This window comes from Streptomyces sp. NEAU-sy36, assembly GCF_013423905.1.
Taxonomy (GTDB): Bacteria; Actinomycetota; Actinomycetes; order Streptomycetales; family Streptomycetaceae; genus Streptomyces; species Streptomyces misionensis.
In genome coordinates this window covers 967,692-985,995 of the sequence record NZ_CP058977.1, presented here as the reverse complement: position 1 = coordinate 985,995, position 18,304 = coordinate 967,692, and the positions used below count along the sequence as shown (strand labels likewise).

Genomic DNA, 18,304 nt, shown 5'->3' with positions numbered 1-18,304 from the left:
CATTGCCCACGTCAGCAAGGGAGTTGGCCGGATGAGCGTTGACCGCAGGCCACGGACGCCGCGCGAGAAGTACGGGGAGGAGCTGAGGCTGCGGCGGATCGCGGCCGGGCTCACACAGGAGCAGCTGAGCGAGATCATCGTGTGCTCGCCCACGCTGATCAGCCACTACGAGTCGGGCAGGCGGCTGCCCAAGCCCGACGACGCACGGCGGATCGATCTGGCGCTCGGGACGGACGGGTTCTTCGAGCGGTGGTTGCAGGACCTGGAGTCGAAGTACAACGACTACTTCGCGGCTGTGGCGGAGCTTGAGCAAGAGGCCGTGACCATCCAGCAGTTCGGGCTGGCGCTGGTTCCGGGTGTCCTACAGACCGAGGGCTACGCAACCGCTGTATTCCGCGCCTACTGGCCGAACTACACGGCCGAGGAACTTGAAGAATTTCTCGTCAACCGAATGAAACGCCACCGCATGTTCGAGGGCCCCGAGCAACCGGTCGTCTGGACACTGCTCGACGAGTCGGTGCTGCGGCACCGCGTGGGCGGACCCGAGGTCATGGCCGAACAACTGCACAAGATCGCCGACATGGCCGAGGCGGGACGGCTGCGGCTCCATGTGCTTCCGCACCGCATCGGAGCGCACGCGCTCCTACAGAGCCCGCTCTTGCTGATGAGCTTCAAGGACTCCGCACCGGTGGCCTACGTAGAGGGCTTCCGTACAGGCAACTTGATGGATGATCCGTCGCTGGTGAGGGCAAGTCGGACCGCCTACGCTCTGGCCCTGAGCGACGCGTTGTCGCAGCAGGAGTCACTTGCCCTCGTCAGAGCGGCAGCGGAGGATCACGTACATGCCGAGCAATGACCACACCCTCTCCAACGCATCCGCCCTCACCGGGTGGTTCAAGTCCAGCTACAGCGGTGGCACCAACGACGACTGCGTGGAGATCGCCTTCGGCCACCCCACCGTCCCCGTCCGCGACAGCAAGAACGCCTCCGGCCCGGCGCTGCTCTTCTCCCCCGACGGCTGGGCCTCCTTCATCGGTGCCGTGAAGGGCGGGCGCCTCATCTGACCCTGGTGACGGGCCCCCTCACGTCCCCGCGGCCTGCCGGCGGAACGCCGTCGGGGTGGTGCCCGTGCGCTGGCGGAAGAACTTGGTGAAGTCACTGGGGTCGGTGAAGCCCAGCCGGGCGGCGATGGCGGTGGCGGGCAGCCGGCTGTGCGCCAGTTCCCGTTTGGCCTCCAGCACCACCCGCTCGTCGATGTACCGCTTCGCCGACATCCCGGTGGCCGCCGTCGTGGCCCGCGTGAGCGTGCGCGGGCTGTAGCCGAGGGCCGCCGCGTAGTCCTCCACCCGGCGCGTGACCGTGAAGTCCCGCTCGACGGCCGCGTGGAAGCGCCGGAACGCCTGATTGGAGACCGGCGCGTCCGGAGCCGCGCCCCGCGCCTTGGCCAGCCGCAGCAGCAGCACCGCCAGCAGGTGCCGCAGCGCCTGCACATGGGACTCCAGCGGCAGCTCCGCCATCGCGTCGTACTCGTACCGCAGGTGGTCGAGCGCCCGGCGCAGCCCTTCCGCGTCCGCGCCCACCGGGCGCACGGGGCCCGGCGCGTACGGCGGCCGCGCGAAGGCCGCCGTGACCGTGGCCGCGTCCGGGAAGCCCGCCGGGAAGGCGACCACCACCCCGTCGGAGACCGTCAGGTCCCGCCCCCAGCGCTGCACCTGTCCCGGCCGGATCCACAGCCAGGAACCCGCGTCGAGGGTGTACGTGGTGAAGTCCACGGACACCGTGAGGCTCCCGGAGCGCACCGCGACGAGCTGGTGGAAGGCGGGGCGCAGGGGCGCGTACGGGTCGTTGCCGTGGTTGCGGGCGCGCTGGTCCAGCTCGGCGAGGTTGACCAGTTCGAGGCCCGGCGGGGAGCCGGCGGTCCGGCGGAACTCCAGGTCCCGGATCACCGGCCGAGGTTCCGGCGGCCCGGAAGGCTGTCCGTTTTTACCCATGGCTAGTCCCGAGCCTACCGCCGACACCCCCGGTCCCGCTCCTAGCGTGGAGACATCGGTGCAGGTCACAGGCGTGCACAAGCTTCGCGACAACGGTGAGGGAGCCCTCGTATGAGACTGGTCGTAGGGATGACCGGGGCCACCGGGGCCGCCCTCGGCGTGCGGCTCCTGGAGAACCTCGCGGAGCTTCCGGAGGTGGAGACCCATCTCGTGCTCAGCCGGTGGGCCCGCACCACGATCGAGCTGGAGACCGGACGGACGGCCCGCGAGGTCGCCGAGCTGGCGGACGTCGTGCACAACCCCGACGACCAGGGCGCGACGATCTCCTCGGGGTCCTTCAGGACCGACGGCATGGTGATCGTCCCCTGCTCCATGAAGACGCTCGCCGGCATCCGCGCCGGTTACGCGGACGGTCTGGTCGGCCGCGCGGCGGACGTCGTCCTCAAGGAGCGCCGCAAGCTCGTCCTCGTCCCCCGCGAGACGCCGCTGAGCGAGATCCACCTGGAGAACATGCTGGCGCTGGCCCGCATGGGCGTGCAGATGGTGCCGCCGATGCCCGCCTTCTACAACCACCCGGCGTCCGTCGACGACATCGTGGACCACATCGTCGCCCGCGTCCTGGACCAGTTCGAGCTGCCCGCCCCCGCCGCCAAGCGGTGGGAGGGCATGCGCGCCGCGCGGGACCTCAGGTCCGCCTCCTGACGCCCGCCCCGCGGCGCCCCCTCCCCCGCACCCCGTGTCCGGACGCGTCCGGACGTCCCGAGAAGGAGTCCCATGCCCTACGACGACCTGCGCGGTTTCCTCGGCACGCTGGAGAAGGAAGGCCAGCTGCTGCGCATCACCGAGGAAGTCCTCCCGGAACCGGACCTCGCGGCGGCCGCCAACGCCACCGGCCGCATCGGCGAGGGCGCGCCCGCCCTCTGGTTCGACAACGTCAAGGGCTTCACCGACGCCCGCATCGCGCTGAACGTGCACGGCTCCTGGGCCAACCACGCGCTCGCCCTCGGTCTGCCGAAGCACACACCCGTCAAGGAGCAGGTGGCCGAGTTCGCCCGCCGCTGGGACGCCTTCCCCGTCACCCCCGAGCGCCGCGAGGACGCCCCCTGGCGGGAGAACACCCAGGAGGGCGACGCCGTCGACCTCTTCTCGGTCCTCCCGCTGTTCCGCCTCAACGACGGTGACGGCGGCTTCTACCTGGACAAGGCCGCCGTGGTCTCCCGCGACCCGGAGGACCCCGACAACTTCGGCAAGCAGAACGTCGGCACCTACCGGCTGGAGGTCATCGGCCGCAACCGGCTGGCCATCCAGCCGGTGCCGGTGCACGACGTCGCCATCCACCTGCGCAAGGCGGAGGAGAAGGGCGAGGACCTGCCGATCGCCATCACCCTCGGCAACGACCCGGTGATGACGATCGTCGCCGGGATGCCGATGGCGTACGACCAGAGCGAGTACGAGATGGCCGGCGCCCTGCGCGGCGCCCCCGCGCCCATCGCCACCGCCCCGCTCACCGGCTTCGACGTGCCCTGGGGTTCCGAGGTCGTCATCGAGGGCGTCATCGAGAGCCGCGAGCGCCAGATCGAGGGACCCTTCGGCGAGTTCACCGGCCACTACTCCGGCGGTCGCCGGATGCCCGTCATCCGCGTCGACCGCGTCTCGTACCGCACGAACCCGGTCTTCGAGTCGCTGTACCTGGGCATGCCCTGGACCGAGGTCGACTACCTCGTCGGGCCCAACACCTGCGTCCCGCTGCTCAAGCAGCTGCGCGCCGAGTTCCCCGAGGTCCAGGCCGTCAACGCCATGTACACGCACGGCCTGCTCGTCATCATCTCCACGAAGAAGCGGTACGGCGGCTTCGCCAAGGCCGTGGCCATGCGCGCCATGACCACCCCGCACGGCCTCGGGTACGTCTCCACGGTCATCGTCGTCGACGAGGACGTGGACCCGTTCAACCTGCCGCAGGTCATGTGGGCGATGTCCTCGAAGGTCAACCCGTCCGGCGACGTCGTGATCGTCCCCAACCTGTCGGTGCTGGAGCTGGCGCCCGCCGCCCAGCCCGCCGGCATCACCAGCAAGATGATCATCGACGCCACCACCCCCGTCAGCCCCGACAACCGCGGCAGCTTCGCCACCCCGGCCAAGGACCTGCCGGAGACCGCGGAGTGGGCCGCCAAGCTCCAGCGGCTCATCGCCGAGGCCCGCGCCTGACCGGCCGCCGCCCGTCCCGCCGTCACCGCGAAGAAGGAGAACCCGCCATGACCATCTGCCCCCGCTGCGCCTTCGAGACCATCGAGAAGCTGTACACCTCGCCCGTGCCCGGTGTCTGGGACGTGCTCCAGTGCGAGCGCTGCCTCTACACCTGGCGGACCAGCGAACCCGCCCGCCGCACGCAGCGCGACGCCTACCCCGAGCAGTTCCGGCTGACTCCCGAGGCCATCGCGAACGCCCCGGAGGTCCCGGCGGTGCCGCCGCTGCGCACCTCCGCCTGACCCCCGTCCGGGCCGGCGGTCATCCCCCGGTGTGCTCCGGGAACAGCTCCGCCGTCTCCCTCGGCACCTCCCGTCCGTCCCGGGCCCGCAGTCCTTTTGTACCGCTGTGTGCCGTGTCGCCCGCGAGACAAACCCCATAGCAAGCGCTCTCCGCCGGGGAGGAAGCTAGCCTCGGGTCGGCGGTCGGCACAGGACCGCGGCCGGGCGGCGGACCTGGTCCCCCTCGGAGCGGGCACCCGGCGCGGGCCCCTGACCTGGCCGTTCACCAGGCCGTACGACGAACTGCGCGACCGGAGGACGACGAGATGACGGTGACCCTGGCGGACGTGGCGGCGCACGCCCAGGTCTCCCCCGCGACGGTGTCGCGCGTGCTGAACGGCAACTACCCGGTGGCCGCCGCGACGCGGGAGCGGGTGCTGCGCGCGGTGGACGAACTGGACTACGTCGTCAACGGTCCGGCCAGCGCGCTCGCCGCCGCCACGTCCGATCTGGCCGGCATCCTCGTCAACGACATCGCCGACCCCTTCTTCGGGATCATGGCGAGCGCGATCCAGGCGGAGATCGGCGGGAGCGGCGGCCGGGCGGGCTGCGAACGGCTCGCGGTCGTCTGCAACACGGGCGGCTCGCCGGAGCAGGAGCTGAAGTACCTGACGCTGCTCCAGCGGCAGCGGGCGGCGGCCGTGGTGCTGACCGGCGGGGCGGTGACCGACGCGCCGCACGCGTCGGCGGTCGCGGCGAAGCTGCGGAAGCTGACGGAGGGCGGGACGCGGGTGGTGCTGTGCGGGCGGCCGCCGGTGGCCGGCACCGGGGCCGTCACGCTGACCTTCGACAACCTCGGCGGGGCGCGTGCCGTCACGGACCACCTGGTCGGCCTCGGCCACCGGCGCATCGGCTGCATCGCCGGACCCGGGGAGCGCACCACCACGCGGCACCGGCTCGAAGGGCACCGGCTCGCGCTGGCCGCGGCGGGGATCGAGGAGGACGCCCGCTGGACGGTGCACGGGCGGTTCGACCGGCGCTCGGGGTACGAGGGGGCGCTGGAACTGCTGCGGCGCGATCCCTCACTGACGGCGCTCGTCGCCGCGAACGACTCCGTCGCGCTGGGGGCGTGCGCCGCGCTGCGCGACTCCGGGCTGCGCGTCCCCGACGACATCTCGGTCACCGGGTTCGACGACCTGCCGTGCAGCATCGACGCCGTGCCCGCCCTGACGACGGTGCGGCTTCCCCTGGCCGAGGCCGGCGCCCGCGCGGGCCGCCTCGCCATGGGCCGCGAGGACGCGCCCGTCGGCGGAACCGACTCGGTGCGGGGGGAGTTGACGGTCCGCGGATCGACGGGGGCGCCGCGGGGGTGAGGCGCCGGGGACGGTCCGGCGGGCCGGCGCACGCGAGGACCCTGGGCGGGCTGCCGGTTCGGGGCTCCCCGTGACCGCCGGCGGACTCCGGTGGGCCCCGGCCGCCTGACGACACGCCCTGTGGCGCGCCCGGCCGGCTCCCGGCACACGGCGGCGCCGCCCGGTGTGCCCCCCGATCGGCATACGGCGCGCCGCCCGCCGCGCCCCGCGCACGCCGAAACGCGTCGGCCCCGACGGCCCCGCGGGGACACGGGCACCCGCCTCCGGCCGACCGCCCATCGCGCCGGGCACTCCCCCTGGCGCCCCCACGACACGCCCGAGTCTCCCGGCGCCCCCGGCGAGCGCATCCGCACCCCCGCACCCCCTGCCCACTCCCCGCGCGGTGGGGCCTCGCCCGGCCGCGCGGGTGTCTGCGTCGCGCGGCCGGGCCGGTGGTGTCGTACGGCTACACCTGCGGCCGCCGTCCCGGTTCCTGGTGGGGGAAGGTCTGGTCGCCGCCGGGCAGGCGGGGCTTCGGCAGGGTGGCCACCTCCTGCTGCGCCCGGAGGAGTTGTGCCGTCGTGCCGCCGGGGAGGGAGGGCGGGCTCGTGCGGGCCTGGGAGAAGCGGAAGGCGCTGGTGAAGTCACCGAAGGTGGCACGCCGCCAGGCGCTGATGTTGGGCTCCTCGACGCCGGTGAAGCGCTCCAGGAGGCGCAGGGCCGAGGTGTGGTCGAAGGCCTCCGTGGCGACCCAGCCGCCCACCGTCCACGGGGAGACGACGATCGCGGGCACCCGGAAGCCGGCGCCGATCGGGAGCCCGCCGATGAACTCGCCCTTCGTCCCGGCAGGCGGGGTGGGCGGCGGGACGTGGTCGAAGAAGCCGTCGTTCTCGTCGTAGCTGAGAATGAAGGCCGTCTTGCGCCACACCTTCGGGTTCGCGGCGATGGCCTCGATCTTCGACGCCACGAAGTCCGCGCCGGCGGCGGGAAGGTAGTCCGGGTGCTCCGACTGGTGGCCGGGCGGCACGATCCAGCTCACCGCCGGGAGCCGGTCGGCGCGGGCGTCGTCCTCGAAGGTGCCCTCGGGCTGCGGGCGCACCCCGCGCTCGTGCAGGTCGGAGCCGGGCTTGGCGTTGCGGAACGCGGCGAACCGCCTCAGCATGTTGCAGCCGTAGTCGTCGTCCTGGTGGTAGACCTTCCAGCTGACCTTGGCCGCCTGGAGGCGCTCGGCGTACGTCTTCCAGCGGTACGGCGCCGGAGCCGTGTTGGTGGTGACCGGGCCGCCGTGGGTGCCGCCCGGATCGACCGTACCGGTCATCCACATCAGGCGGTTGGGCCAGGTGGGGCCGAGGACCGAGCAGAAGTGGTTGTCGCAGATGGTGAAGGTCTCCGCGAGCGCGTACTGGAACGGGATGTCCTCGCGCGTGTAGTAGCCCATGACGTAGGGGGCCTTGGCGCCGTCGGCCTTGCGGTGGGCCGGCAGCCACTGGTCCATCCTGCCGCCGTTCCAGACCCGGTGCTGCACCGTCCAGGCGTGGCTGGTCGACGGGATGGCCTGGGCGCTGGAGGCGTGGGTGTCGAGGTGGAAGGGCAGTAGATAGCCCTTGGGGTTGGCGGTGTCCGGCTGGTGGAAGACACTGCGCCCGCCGCGGAGCTTGAGCGCCTTCGGGTCGGCGAAGCCGCGCACGCCGGAGAGCGTGCCGAAGTAGTGGTCGAAGGACCGGTTCTCCTGCATCAGCAGGACGACGTGCTCGATGTCGCGCAGGGAGCCCTTGCGGGGCGGTCCGGCGGCGACGGCCTTCTGGACGCTCGGCGGGAGCAGGCTGATGGCCGCCGCACCGGCGCCCGAGCCCAGGAGTCTGCGTCGAGTCAACTCTGCCATGTATCGCCCTTCTTGCGGGTCTTTGCGGACCGGACAGCAGACGCTTCCTACCCGGGCTGATCGGATGACAGTGGTCGATGGCGAAAAAGCGGCAATACCTGGGCTCTTCTTGGAGAAGTCGTGACATTGCGGCACGGCGCCGGGACGGGTGGCGGCCGGGTATGGTCGGTGGGCATGAAGCTTGCGTTCTCCACTCTCGGTGTCCCCGGTACGGCCCTTCCCGACGTGCTGGCGCTCGCGTCCGCGCACGGCTTCCAGGGCGTCGAGCTGCGGGCACATCCCGAGGAGGCGGTGCACGTCGGGCTGACCCCCGCCGAACGGGCCGACGCCGCCGCGCTGTTGCGCGGCTCCGGTGTCGAACCGCTGGCGCTCGCCGGGTACGTGCGCGTGGCCGCCCCCGGCGACGACGCGCCCGTACTGGCCGAACTGCGGGAACTGCTCCGGCTCGCGCACGACCTCCAGGCACCGTTCGTGCGGGTGTTCCCCGGCGGGGAGTCCGAGGAGGCCGACGCCATCGCCGCCCGGCGGCTGGGCACCGCCGCCGAGGACGCCTCCGCGCTCGGCGTGCGGATCCTGCTGGAGACCCACGACTCGCACCGCACCGGGGCCGACGCGATCCGGGTGCTCGGGCCGGTGGGACACGGCCGGGTGGGGGCGCTGTGGGATGTGATGCACACCTGGCTGGGCGGCGAGCAGCCGGCGCAGACGTACGCCGCGCTCGCCCCCTGCCTGGGATATGTGCAGGTCAAGGACATCGCGTCGGCCGAGGACACCACCCCGCTGCCGCTGGGCGCGGGGGTGCTGCCGCTCGCCGAGTGCGTGGCCGTGCTGCGCCGGGGCGGCTGGGACGGCTGGCTGTGCTGGGAGTACGAGAAGCGGTGGTACGAGCGGGCCGCCCCGCTGCCCGGCCTGCTCGCCGAGGGCCACGACCATCTCGTACGGCTGCTCGACGGGGCGGCGTGACCCGGCCCCGCGGGGTTCAGCGGCCGTATCCGTAGCCCCCGTGCGACCCGGATCCGTCGCCCCCGTCGCCGTATCCGCCACCGTGGTCACCGCCGTGGTCGCCGCCCGGGCACGTCACGGTGTTGGTGACGGTCAGGTGCCGGTGCGGTCCGGTGAGGACGGTCGTGTGGGGCAGCGGAAGGCGCACGGCGGTGCCGTCGACGCCGGTGACCTCTGAACCCGTGAGGGTGCACTCGGAGCCCGCCGTGTGGACCTCCTCCGCCACGGTCACCGCGTCGCCGACGAAGTAGCCGGGCCGGGCGACGCCCCAGGGCTGCGGGGTGGCCGGTGTCGCGCCGGGGCCGGTGAGGGTCAGTTCGGCGCTGAGCCCGTCCGGCTGGGAGCCCTCCGGGTAGCGCCGGCCGTCGACGTCCCACACCTTGTCCACCGTGATGTCGGCGGGCTCCTCCTCCTGTGCCGCCCGGTTGTAGACGGTGCAGCTGACGGCGTCCTGCCGGGGGACGTCGACGGTGAAGCCCGGTCCGGAGGCCGTGGCGGTGTTCTCGACGGGGACCTGCGCCCCGGTGTCGAGGTCGGTGCAGACCGCGTTCCGGCCCCCTTGGGTGACCAGCTCGTAGCCGGGGTGCTGCGTCTCGCCGACGGTCACCGCGGCCTGCTCGTTGGTGCCGAAGCCCGGGGTGAAGGTGACCGTGCCGGTGCCGTCCGCGCCGGTGGTCTCGGAGGCGGGCAGGCCGGTGACACCCGGGGTGGTGGTGGAGGCGTCGAAGGTCCAGCCGGGCCCGGCCGGTTCGGCGCCGGTCACGTCCTCCCCGGTGGTGCCCGGCGGCACGATCTGCTTGACCACGTTGAGGGTGCCGGTGCAGTTGCCGAGGGCGAGGGCGCGCAGTTCCTGGCCGGCCTGGCCGTAGTCCGTGGTCTGGAAGTAGTCGGCCGTGGTGGTGTTGCCGCCGTCGAACGCGGTGGGCCCGGAGATGGCCCGCAGGTTGAGGCCGGAGACGCCCTCGACCCCCCGGCCGACGCCGAGCGCGATCACCCGGGTGTCCTCCGCCTTCACCGAGTTGGCCGAGAAGATGCCGTTCTCGACGTCGATGAAGTGGGTGTTGGCGCCGTCGCCGTGCAGGCTGCCGAAGCGCGTCGGGTTGCCGTCGGTGAGCACCACCGCGGCGTCGTAGTGCTCCGGCACCCGGGCCACCGCCCACAGCGCGCGGTCCCAGTTCGTGCCGCGTCCCAGCGTCCAGTCCGCGTACCTGCTCTTGAACGCGGCGGCCCCGGCCGGCGTCGAGACCGACTGGAGCTGCGGGTGGTTCACGCCGACGCTCGTGGACGGCGACTCCTGGTCGAAGGAGAACAGGGCCAGCCGTGAGGGAGTGCCGGTCAGCGCGTCGGTGAACGCGTCGGCGGCGGCCTTGAGCGCGGGCAGCTGGCTGCCGACCGACGCGGACAGGTCGAGCACCAGCGCCACGTCCAGGCCGCAGGAGGACGGCAGCGGCGGGTTGTCGCGCGAGGTCTGCCACACCCCGCCGGAGCGGGTCGGCAGGCCGTTGTCGGTGCTGTACATGAACTCCCGGGTGGACCGGTAGGTGGCCCCGCCCTGGAGCGCCGGGGTCCGGAACCGGTACGGCGAGGCCACGGAGTTCGAGCCGCTGCCCGGTCCGGTGCGCAGCACGGGGTTCGTGTACCAACCGGCCGGCGCGCCGGTCTGGCCGACCGTCAGCACCCGGCCGTTGTTGTCGCCGCCCGCGCCGGTGTCCGGGACGACGAACGAGCAGTCGCCGTCGGCGTCCGAGGTGCAGTGGGCCCAGTCGGCGTCGACCGGCTGCGTCGCGTCCGGGTCCGCGAAGAGCGCGAGGCGCACCCCGGCGAGCGGCGCGGGCACGTCGGTCGCCGCCCGGTCGCCGCCGGTGCGCACGGTGACGACGGTGCTGTCGGGCCCGGGCACCGGCACGGCCCGGTGGGCGGCGGCGCCCGGGGCCGCCGCGCCGGCGGCGGCGGGGACTGCGGCCAGCGCGAGGGCGAACGCCCCCGCCGCGGCCAGGCGGATTCTGTGGTTCATCGGGACCTTTCCTCGGTGCCGGCGGCAACCGTCCAAACGAACGGACCATTCGGCACCATAGGTATATTTCGCCCCGAAACACCCACGACCACGCCGCTCCTCGGCCGATGGACCCGCCACCGCCGGGCCCCGCACCCGCACCGCGGCGGCCGACCGCACGCTCATGGCACGTCACCGGCCGGCCACCGGTGGCGGCCGGCCGGGATCACCGTGCGGGTCAGTACGTCAGACCGTGGCCGATCGGGTACAGCACCTGGCTCGGGTCGTCGGCCCGCTGCACCGGCACCGGGAGCTTTCCGCGTGGTGCCACCCGGCCCGCGATCACCCGGGCGGCGGCGCGCAGTTCGACGTCGGTCCAGCAGTACGTCGCCACGCAGGCCCGCACCGACGGGAGTTCGGCCACGTCGTACGGATTGCGCACGGCGACGGCCACGACCGGCTTGCCCGTCGCCACCAGGCGGTCGACCAGCGTCCGCTGGGAGTTGCCCGCGGTGACGTTGTAGGTGGCGACCACCACCGCGTCCGCGTCCTGGGCGGCGGCCACCGCCTTGTCGGCGGTCGCGGCGGAGGGGGCGGTGCCGGTGGACAGCGCCGTGGCGGCGAAGCCCAGCTCCGTGAAGGCGGCGGCCAGCACCCCCGTGGGCGGGCCCGTGGTCCCGGACGGGGAGGCCGGGTCGGCGCCGACCACCAGGAGGCGGCGCTGTTCGCGGCGGTCGAGGGGGAGGGTGCGGCCCTCGTTGACCAGGAGGGTCGTGGTGCGCTCGGCCATGCGGTCGGCCGCGGCCAGATGGGCCTTCGTGCCCACCACCCGGTCCACGGCCAGGCGGTCGGCGTACGGCTGCCCGAAGAGCCCGAGCCGGGTCTTCAGGCGCAGGATGCGCAGGATCGATTCGTCGAGGCGGGCCTCGGTCAGCTCGCCGTCCTGGACCGCCTTCAGGACCGCGTTCCACGCGGTGTCGATGGAGGGCGGGTTGAGCAGCTGGTCCACGCCCGCCTTCAGGGCGAGCACCGGCACCCGGTCGTCGCCGTACTTGGTGCGCACGCCCTCCATGCCCAGCGAGTCGGTGATCACCACGCCGTCGTAGCCGAGTTCGCCGCGCAGGATGCCGGTGAGGATCGGGTGGGAGAGGGTGGCCGGGTCGCCGGAGTCGTCCAGGGCCGGGAACTGGATGTGCGCGGTCATGATCGAGTCGATGCCCGCCGCGATGGCCGACCGGAACGGCACCGCGTCCAGCTTCTCCCACAGCTCCCGGCTGTGGGTGATGACCGGGAAGCCGTAGTGGCTGTCGACGGCGGTGTCGCCGTGGCCCGGGAAGTGCTTGGCGGTGGCCGCGACCCGGGCCGCCTGGTAGCCCTTCACCTCGGCCGCCACCAGCCCCGCGACGGCCGCCGGGTCGGCGCCGAAGGAGCGCACGCCGATCACCGGGTTGGCCGGGTTGACGTTCACGTCGGCGTCCGGCGAGTAGTCCTGGTTGATGCCGAGGGCGCGCAGTTCGGCGCCGGAGATCCGGCCGAGGGCGCGGGCGTCCGACCGGGAGCCGCCCGCGCCGATCGCCATCGCGCCGGGGAAGAGGGTCGCGGGCTTGCCCACCCGGCACACCGCGCCGTGCTCCTGGTCGGTGGCGATCAGCATCGGCAGGCCGCGCGGCTGCTCCAGGGAGGCCCGCTGGATGCCGTTGGACAGCTCCAGGATCTGGTGCGGGTCACGGGTGTTGTGGGCCCAGGTGAAGTAGATGATGCCGCCGACCCGGTACTTCGCGATCAGCTCGGCGGCGGTGCGCACGCCCAGCTCGCCCAGGTTGGCGTCGATGTCGGCCTGGTCGGGGGCGGTGGCGGAGGTGCCGTAGACCCGCATCACGAAGAGCTGGCCGACCTTCTCCTCCAGCGTCATCCGGGAGACGAGGGCGCGCAGTGAGCGCTCGTCGGGGGTGTCGGCGCGGGCGGTGGCCGGCACGGTCAGCGCGGCGGTGAGGCCGGCGGTGGCGGCGAGGACGGTACGCCGGGACGGCCGTGCGGCGTTCCGGCGGGTTCCGGTGTCTCTCTTGCTGGTGTCGCTTCCCGTGCTGGTGTCGGGCACGTGCGCTCCCTCCCAGAGGAGAACCGCTGAAGGAAACTTCCGAGGAATCACCAATATCCGGGAAGTTTCTTTCCGTCAAGGGAACGCACAGCACCCAGCGTGTCGAAGGGGGCGCCTGGTCAGCAGAGGATCCAGCCGGTGCTGACGGACTCGCCGCCGATCGAGCCGCGGATCCACACGCAGCGGTGCCCGGCGTGCACGGTCACCGGCCCGGCATGCCGGCTGTAGCGGCCGGAGTCCGTGGCCGGGCGGCTGCCGCGGGCCTGGACGCTGACCGACATGGTGCGGACGGCGCCGGGCCGGCGGGCGACGGTGACGGCGCAGACGTAGTCCCCGCGTTTGTAGACACGGGTGACACCCGAGCCGAAGGGAATGCTTCTCACCTGGTGCCCCGCGCAGCTGCTGGGCGCGGCCTGTGCGGTGCCGGACGCCGCGAAGGCGAGCAGCCCGGACGCGACCAGCAGGGCCGCACCGAGCGAGAAGCGCCGGCGTATCGCACCACTGTCCACTTGCAGTCCTCCCCGAAGCGCAGCCAAGCCTCCCCCGGCGGCCGTACAGACGTACGGACGCGGGGGTGTGGCGGATGGTTGCACGGCCGTCAACGGTACGCGTTCCACGGGCCGCAAGGGGTTCAGCGGACCGCCCCGACCGGCTCCTCGTCCTCGGGCCGACCGGCGAAGGTCCGCCACAGTTCGGCGTACCGGCCGTCGCGGGCGAGCAGTTCCTCGTGGGTGCCGTCCTCGGCGACCCGGCCGTGGTCCATCACCACCACCCGGTCGGCGCGGGCGGCGGTGGTCAGCCGGTGGGCGACCACCAGCGTCGTACGACGGCCCGCGAGGCGGTCGGTGGCCTGGTTGACCTGGGCCTCGGTGGCGAGGTCCAGGGCGGCCGTGGCCTCGTCCAGGAGCAGGATGTCCGGGTCGACCAGTTCGGCGCGGGCGAGCGCGATCAACTGGCGCTGGCCGGCCGAGAGGTTGCGGCCGCGCTCGGCGACCTCGTGCAGGTAGCCGCCGTCGAGGGTGGCGATCATCTCGTGCGCGCCGACCGCCCGCGCCGCCGCCTCCACCTCGGCGTCGGTGGCGTCGGGGCGGCCGTAGGCGATGGCGTCGCGGACGGTGCCCGGGAACAGGTAGGCCTCCTGCGGGACGACGCCGAGCCGGTGCCGGTAGGAGGTGAGGTCGAGGTCGCGCAGATCGGTGCCGTCGACCGTGACCCGCCCGGCGGTGGGGTCGTAGAACCGGGCCACCAGCTTGACCAGGGTGGACTTTCCGGCGCCGGTCTCGCCGACGAAGGCCACCGTCTGGCCCGCCGGGATCGTCAACTCGACGTCGCGCAGCGCCGCTTCGTTGTCGCCGTACGCGAAGCTCACGCCCTCGAAGGCGATGTCGCCGCGCAACGAGCGCACCTCCTGGGGCCGTTCGGCCGCCGCGGTGGAGGTGGGCTCGCGCAGCAGCTCCTGGATGCGGCCGAGGGAGACGGTGGCCTGCTGGTAGCCGTCGAAGACCTGGGACAACTGCTGCACGGGCGCGAAGAACAGGTCGATGTAGAGGAGGTAGGCGACCAGGGCGCCGGTGGTGAGGGTGGCGTCCTCCACCCGGCCCGCGCCCGCGATCAGCACGGCCGCCGCGGCGACCGAGGACAGCAGCTGCACGAACGGGAAGTAGACCGATATCAGGCGCTGGCCGCGCAGCCGGGCGTGCCGGTAGCTGTCGCTGCGCCCGGCGAACCGCCGCCCGCCGTCGCGCTCGCGCCGGAACGCCTGGACGATGCGCAGCCCGGACACGGACTCCTGGAGGTCGGCGTTGACCGCCGACACGCGCTCGCGGGCGAGTTCGTACGCCTTCACGCTGGCCCGGCGGAAGAAGAAGGTGGCCACGATCAGCGGGGGCAGCGTGGTGAACACGACGAGGGCGAGGCGGACGTCGATCACCAGCAGGGCGCCCATGATGCCGAAGAAGGTGACGACCGAGACGAACGCGGTGACCAGGCCGGTCTGCAGGAAGGTGCTCAGGGCGTCGACGTCGGTGGTCATCCGGGTCATGATCCGGCCGGTCAGCTCGCGCTCGTAGTAGTCGAGGCCGAGCCGCTGGAGGTGCGCGAAGATCTTCAGCCGCAGCGTATAGAGGACCCGTTCGCCGGTACGGCCGGTCATCCGGTTCTCGCCGATCTGCGCGGCCCACTGCACCAGCACCACCAGCAGCGCGAGCAGCGAGGCGGACCAGACGGCGCCGATGGCCAGCTTGGTGACGCCCGCGTCGATGCCGTGCCGGATCAGCACCGGCAGCACCAGGCTCGCGCCGGCGTCCACGGCGACCAGCGCCAGGCTGGCCAGCAGCGGCAGCCCGAAGCCGCGCAGCAGGCGGCGCAGCCCGTAGGAGTCCTCCGGCTGCACCGCCTGCCGCTCGTCGATGCCGGGGGTGTCGGTGGCCGGGGGCAGCGCGGCCACCTGGGCGAGCAGCTCGGGGGTGGCCGGGGTGCCGGCCAGCGCCTGGTCCTTGGGTGCGCGGTCGCCGGTCCACAGCCGGGGGGTGACGCCCCGCTCGGCGTCGTACTCGGCGTCCAGCTCCGCGCGCAGGGTGTCGTCCTCGGTCGGCCCGGCCGGCAGGGCGTGGCCCGGGGAGACGCCGCCCAGCTCGTCCGGGTCGGTCAGCAGCCGGCGGTAGAGGGCGGAGCGCCGCTGCAGCTCCTCGTGGGTGCCGAGGTCGGCGAGCCGGCCGTGGTCGAGGACGGCGATGCGGTCGGCGAGGTTCAGGGTGGAGCGGCGGTGGGCGATCAGCAGGGTGGTCCGGCCCCGCATCACCTGCTTGAGGGCCTCGTGGATCTCGTGCTCGACGCGGGCGTCCACGGCGGAGGTGGCGTCGTCCAGGATCAGCAGCCGGGGGTCGGTGAGCAGGGCGCGGGCGAGGGCGACGCGCTGGCGCTGGCCGCCGGAGAGGGTCAGGCCCTGCTCGCCGACCTTGGTGTCGTAGCCCTCGGGCAGTTCCCGGATGAAACGGTCCGCCTGGGCGGCGCGGGCGGCGGCCTCGATCTCCTCGTCGGAGGCGTCGGGGCGGCCGTAGGCGATGTTGGCGCGGACGGTGTCGGAGAACAGGAACGAGTCCTCGGGGACCAGGCCGATCGCGGCGCGCAGCGAGGACAGGGTCAGTTCGCGGACGTCGTGCCCGCCGATCAGGACGGCGCCGTGGGTGACGTCGTAGAAGCGCGGCAGAAGCAGGGAGAGGGTGGACTTGCCGGAGCCGGAGGACCCGACCACCGCCAGGGTCTCACCCTGGCGTATCTCGAAGCTGAGCCCGTCCAGCACCTTGGCGTCGGCGCCGTACCCGAAGGACACGTCGTCGAACTCGACGGTGGCGGGCGCGTCCGCGGGCAGCTCCCTGGTGCCGTCCGACATCGACGGCTCGGTGTCGATCAGCTCCAGGACGCGCTCGGTGCCGGCGCGGGCCTGCTGGCCGACGGTGAGCACCATCGCCAGCATCCGGACCGGGCCGACCAGCTGGGCGAGGTAGGTGGAGAACGCGACGAAGGTGCCGAGGGTGATGTGCCCGCGCACCGCCAGCCAGCCGCCGAGGGCCAGCATGGCGACCTGGCCCAGCGCCGGCACGGCCTGGAGGGCGGGGGTGTACTTGCTGTTCAGGCGGATGGTGCGCAGCCGGCCGGCGAACAGCTTGCGGCCGACGGCGCGCAGCTTGCCGGTCTCCTGCTCCTCCTGCCCGAAGCCCTTGACCACGCGTACGCCGCTGACCGCGCCGTCCACCACGCCCGCGACGGCGGCGGCCTGGGCCTGGGCGTACCAGGTGGCGGGGTGCAGCCGGGTGCGGCTGCGCTTGGCGATCCAGCCGAGCGCGGGGGCGACGGCGAGGGCGACCAGGGTCAGCGGCAGCGACAGCGAGGCCATGATCACCAGGGAGACCAGGAAGAGCAGCACGTTCCCGATGGTCATCGGGAGCATGAAGAGCAGGCCCTGGATCAGCTGGAGGTCGCTGGTGGCACGGCCCACGACCTGCCCGGTCGACAGCTCGTCCTGGCGGCGGCCGTCGAGGCGGGTGATCGTGTCGTACATCTCCGTCCGCAGGTCGTGCTGGACGTCGAGGGCGAGCCGGCCGCCGTAGAAGCGGCGCACATAGGTGAAGCCGTAGACGAGGAGGGCGGCGACGACCAGGGCACCGGCCCAGGGGGCCATGGAGCGGGTGTGGGCGCCGATCACGTCGTCGATGATCACCTTGGTGATCAGGGGGACCACGGCGGTGACGGCCATGCCGGCGAGGGAGGCGCCGAGCGCCAGGACGACGTCCTTCGGATACCGCCAGGCATAGCCCGCAAGTCGTCTCGCCCATCCCCGATGTGGTCGCACGCGGTGCCTCCCGGTTGTCGTTCTCCGCCGGAAGGCACCAACGCGCGCGGGAGCGGATTTCATCCCTCCGCAACAATCGGGGGCCGTGGGTCAGACGCGGACCCGCAGGTGGTAGAAGCGGGTCGTCTGGACGGCGTTCTGGTTGTCGTCGCTGACCAGCAGCACCTTCAGGCGCCCGGTGTGGTCACGGCCGGTGACGGCCATGCCCTCGATGTTGTCGAGGAGGGGGTTGGGCTGGGGCTGCTTGGCGGTGGCGCCGAGGGAGGGGCAGTCGGCGATGTCGGCGAGCAGGGTCTTGCGGATCGGCCGCACGCCCGGCTGCCCGGTCAGGTTCTCGATGCCGCTGGTGTCGGTGGCGTGGCGCGCGTCGGCGAGGTAGAGGCGGACGGTGTTGCCGACGCCCGCGGTGAAGCCGCGCTCCAGGACGAGCAGCCGGCCGTCGGGCGTGGCCTGCACCTCGGGGACGCCGAGGCCGGCGTCGATGCGGTAGGCGTACTGGGCGGCGAGCCGGAAGCGACCGCCCGCGGTCCGGGTCCAGGTCTGGAACCGGACGAGGTCCGCGGCATCGCCCGCGAGCGGCTCCTCCATGGACGCGAGGAGGGTGTGGCCGCCGGGCAGCAGGGTCAGCCCCTCGAAGGTCTGGTTGGAGGTGGCACGGCCGGCCGGGGCGACGAGGAGGGAGGGCGGCACGGGGAGCCGGTCGAGGATCCTGCCGTCGGGCGAGTAGCGCCGAACGGACGGTTCGGTCTCGGAGCCGACCAGCCGCGTGCCGTCCCGGTCGATGACCAGGCCCTCGGAGTCGAGGTCGGCGCCGCGCTCGTCCGCGAGGTGGACGACGCCCCGCGGCGCGAGCGTCCCGGCGTCCAGGCGGAACAGGTCGGAGCGGTCCGACAGCGCGGCCAGGGAGCCGTCCCGGTCCACGGCGAGGGCGGAGAAGTTGCCGACGAAGGTGCCGTGGTACGTCGTCTTGTCGAGCGCGTCGGAGAAGCGGTCGATCGTGACGGCGGGCGAACAGGCGTGCGTGGCGGTCGGGTCGGCCGAGGCGGCCTGGGCGGGCCCGGCGGCGGTCAGCGTGGTGGCCGCCGCCAGGCCGGCGGTGAGGGTGGCGAGTACGGTTCTCAGACGCATGGTCGATCACCGTACGGCCGGTCGGTGACGGACGGGAGGCCG

Annotated in this window: 14 protein-coding genes; 7 read left to right on the top strand and 7 right to left on the bottom strand. The window is 73.1% G+C overall.

What is annotated here, in order from left to right; translation table 11 throughout:
* Window positions 1-31 precede the first annotated feature (31 nt).
* Together HZZ00_RS04440 and HZZ00_RS04435 are read left to right on the top strand one after the other, a co-directional pair.
* A complete protein-coding gene (locus HZZ00_RS04440; protein ID WP_180330981.1) occupies window positions 32-856 on the top strand; it encodes a helix-turn-helix transcriptional regulator in 825 nt (274 codons plus the stop codon).
* Window positions 843-1,064, top strand: coding sequence for a DUF397 domain-containing protein (locus HZZ00_RS04435; protein WP_180330980.1), 222 nt, complete (start codon window positions 843-845; stop codon window positions 1,062-1,064). Before HZZ00_RS04440 ends, HZZ00_RS04435 begins: the two co-directional genes overlap by 14 nt.
* A gap of 18 nt (window positions 1,065-1,082) precedes the next feature.
* Here HZZ00_RS04435 and HZZ00_RS04430 read toward each other — a convergent pair whose 3' ends face one another.
* Complete coding sequence (locus tag HZZ00_RS04430) at window positions 1,083-1,946, bottom strand: AraC family transcriptional regulator (RefSeq protein WP_180330979.1); 864 nt, start codon at window positions 1,944-1,946, stop codon at window positions 1,083-1,085.
* A 156-nt stretch (window positions 1,947-2,102) separates the two neighbouring features.
* Between HZZ00_RS04430 and HZZ00_RS04425 the strand changes: the two genes are divergently transcribed.
* The 4 genes from HZZ00_RS04425 to HZZ00_RS04410 all read left to right on the top strand — a co-directional run bounded on the left by HZZ00_RS04425 (window position 2,103) and on the right by HZZ00_RS04410 (window position 5,829).
* A complete protein-coding gene (locus tag HZZ00_RS04425) occupies window positions 2,103-2,693 on the top strand; it encodes a non-oxidative hydroxyarylic acid decarboxylases subunit B (RefSeq protein ID WP_180330978.1) in 591 nt (196 codons plus the stop codon).
* Window positions 2,694-2,765: 72 nt separating this feature from the next.
* On the top strand, window positions 2,766-4,196 hold the full coding sequence (locus HZZ00_RS04420; RefSeq protein ID WP_180330977.1) for a non-oxidative hydroxyarylic acid decarboxylases subunit C: 1,431 nt from the start codon (window positions 2,766-2,768) through the stop codon (window positions 4,194-4,196).
* A 47-nt stretch (window positions 4,197-4,243) separates the two neighbouring features.
* Window positions 4,244-4,477 (top strand): non-oxidative hydroxyarylic acid decarboxylases subunit D, encoded by a 234-nt coding sequence (locus HZZ00_RS04415; RefSeq protein WP_180330976.1) that lies wholly within the window; start codon window positions 4,244-4,246, stop codon window positions 4,475-4,477.
* A gap of 305 nt (window positions 4,478-4,782) precedes the next feature.
* Window positions 4,783-5,829 carry a LacI family DNA-binding transcriptional regulator gene (locus HZZ00_RS04410; protein WP_180330975.1) on the top strand — a complete coding sequence of 349 codons (1,047 nt, stop codon included), beginning with the start codon at window positions 4,783-4,785 and terminating at the stop codon, window positions 5,827-5,829.
* Window positions 5,830-6,274: 445 nt separating this feature from the next.
* Here the strand turns inward: HZZ00_RS04410 and HZZ00_RS04405 are convergent, their stop codons facing one another.
* Complete coding sequence (locus HZZ00_RS04405) at window positions 6,275-7,690, bottom strand: alkaline phosphatase family protein (protein WP_180330974.1); 1,416 nt, start codon at window positions 7,688-7,690, stop codon at window positions 6,275-6,277.
* A gap of 174 nt (window positions 7,691-7,864) precedes the next feature.
* On the opposite strand from HZZ00_RS04405, the gene HZZ00_RS04400 reads away from it, so the two are divergent.
* Window positions 7,865-8,653 carry a sugar phosphate isomerase/epimerase gene (locus HZZ00_RS04400; RefSeq protein ID WP_180330973.1) on the top strand — a complete coding sequence of 263 codons (789 nt, stop codon included), beginning with the start codon at window positions 7,865-7,867 and terminating at the stop codon, window positions 8,651-8,653.
* Window positions 8,654-8,669: 16 nt separating this feature from the next.
* On the opposite strand, the gene HZZ00_RS04395 is transcribed toward HZZ00_RS04400, so the two are convergent.
* From HZZ00_RS04395 to HZZ00_RS04375, 5 genes are all read right to left on the bottom strand, one after another.
* Window positions 8,670-10,706, bottom strand: coding sequence for a vWA domain-containing protein (locus tag HZZ00_RS04395; RefSeq protein ID WP_180330972.1), 2,037 nt, complete (start codon window positions 10,704-10,706; stop codon window positions 8,670-8,672).
* A 217-nt stretch (window positions 10,707-10,923) separates the two neighbouring features.
* Window positions 10,924-12,783, bottom strand: coding sequence for a glycoside hydrolase family 3 protein (locus HZZ00_RS04390; protein WP_180330971.1), 1,860 nt, complete (start codon window positions 12,781-12,783; stop codon window positions 10,924-10,926).
* Window positions 12,784-12,902: 119 nt separating this feature from the next.
* Complete coding sequence (locus HZZ00_RS04385; protein WP_180330970.1) at window positions 12,903-13,292, bottom strand: hypothetical protein; 390 nt, start codon at window positions 13,290-13,292, stop codon at window positions 12,903-12,905.
* A gap of 122 nt (window positions 13,293-13,414) precedes the next feature.
* Window positions 13,415-17,134, bottom strand: coding sequence for an ABC transporter ATP-binding protein (locus HZZ00_RS04380; RefSeq protein ID WP_180330969.1), 3,720 nt, complete (start codon window positions 17,132-17,134; stop codon window positions 13,415-13,417).
* Window positions 17,135-17,224: 90 nt separating this feature from the next.
* Complete coding sequence (locus HZZ00_RS04375; protein ID WP_180330968.1) at window positions 17,225-18,262, bottom strand: esterase-like activity of phytase family protein; 1,038 nt, start codon at window positions 18,260-18,262, stop codon at window positions 17,225-17,227.
* Window positions 18,263-18,304: the final 42 nt, after the last annotated feature.

What these genes read in the sequence shown, in the direction of transcription:
- HZZ00_RS04405 (WP_180330974.1), bottom strand. Translation starts at nt 7,690, where the DNA reads ATGGCAGAGTTGACTCGACGCAGACTCCTGGGCTCGGGCGCCGGTGCG.
- HZZ00_RS04425 (WP_180330978.1), top strand. Translation starts at nt 2,103, where the DNA reads ATGAGACTGGTCGTAGGGATGACCGGGGCCACCGGGGCCGCCCTCGGC.
- HZZ00_RS04420 (WP_180330977.1), top strand. Translation starts at nt 2,766, where the DNA reads ATGCCCTACGACGACCTGCGCGGTTTCCTCGGCACGCTGGAGAAGGAA.
- HZZ00_RS04415 (WP_180330976.1), top strand. Translation starts at nt 4,244, where the DNA reads ATGACCATCTGCCCCCGCTGCGCCTTCGAGACCATCGAGAAGCTGTAC.
- HZZ00_RS04395 (WP_180330972.1), bottom strand. Translation starts at nt 10,706, where the DNA reads ATGAACCACAGAATCCGCCTGGCCGCGGCGGGGGCGTTCGCCCTCGCG.
- HZZ00_RS04435 (WP_180330980.1), top strand. Translation starts at nt 843, where the DNA reads ATGCCGAGCAATGACCACACCCTCTCCAACGCATCCGCCCTCACCGGG.
- HZZ00_RS04400 (WP_180330973.1), top strand. Translation starts at nt 7,865, where the DNA reads ATGAAGCTTGCGTTCTCCACTCTCGGTGTCCCCGGTACGGCCCTTCCC.
- HZZ00_RS04410 (WP_180330975.1), top strand. Translation starts at nt 4,783, where the DNA reads ATGACGGTGACCCTGGCGGACGTGGCGGCGCACGCCCAGGTCTCCCCC.
- HZZ00_RS04375 (WP_180330968.1), bottom strand. Translation starts at nt 18,262, where the DNA reads ATGCGTCTGAGAACCGTACTCGCCACCCTCACCGCCGGCCTGGCGGCG.
- HZZ00_RS04440 (WP_180330981.1), top strand. Translation starts at nt 32, where the DNA reads ATGAGCGTTGACCGCAGGCCACGGACGCCGCGCGAGAAGTACGGGGAG.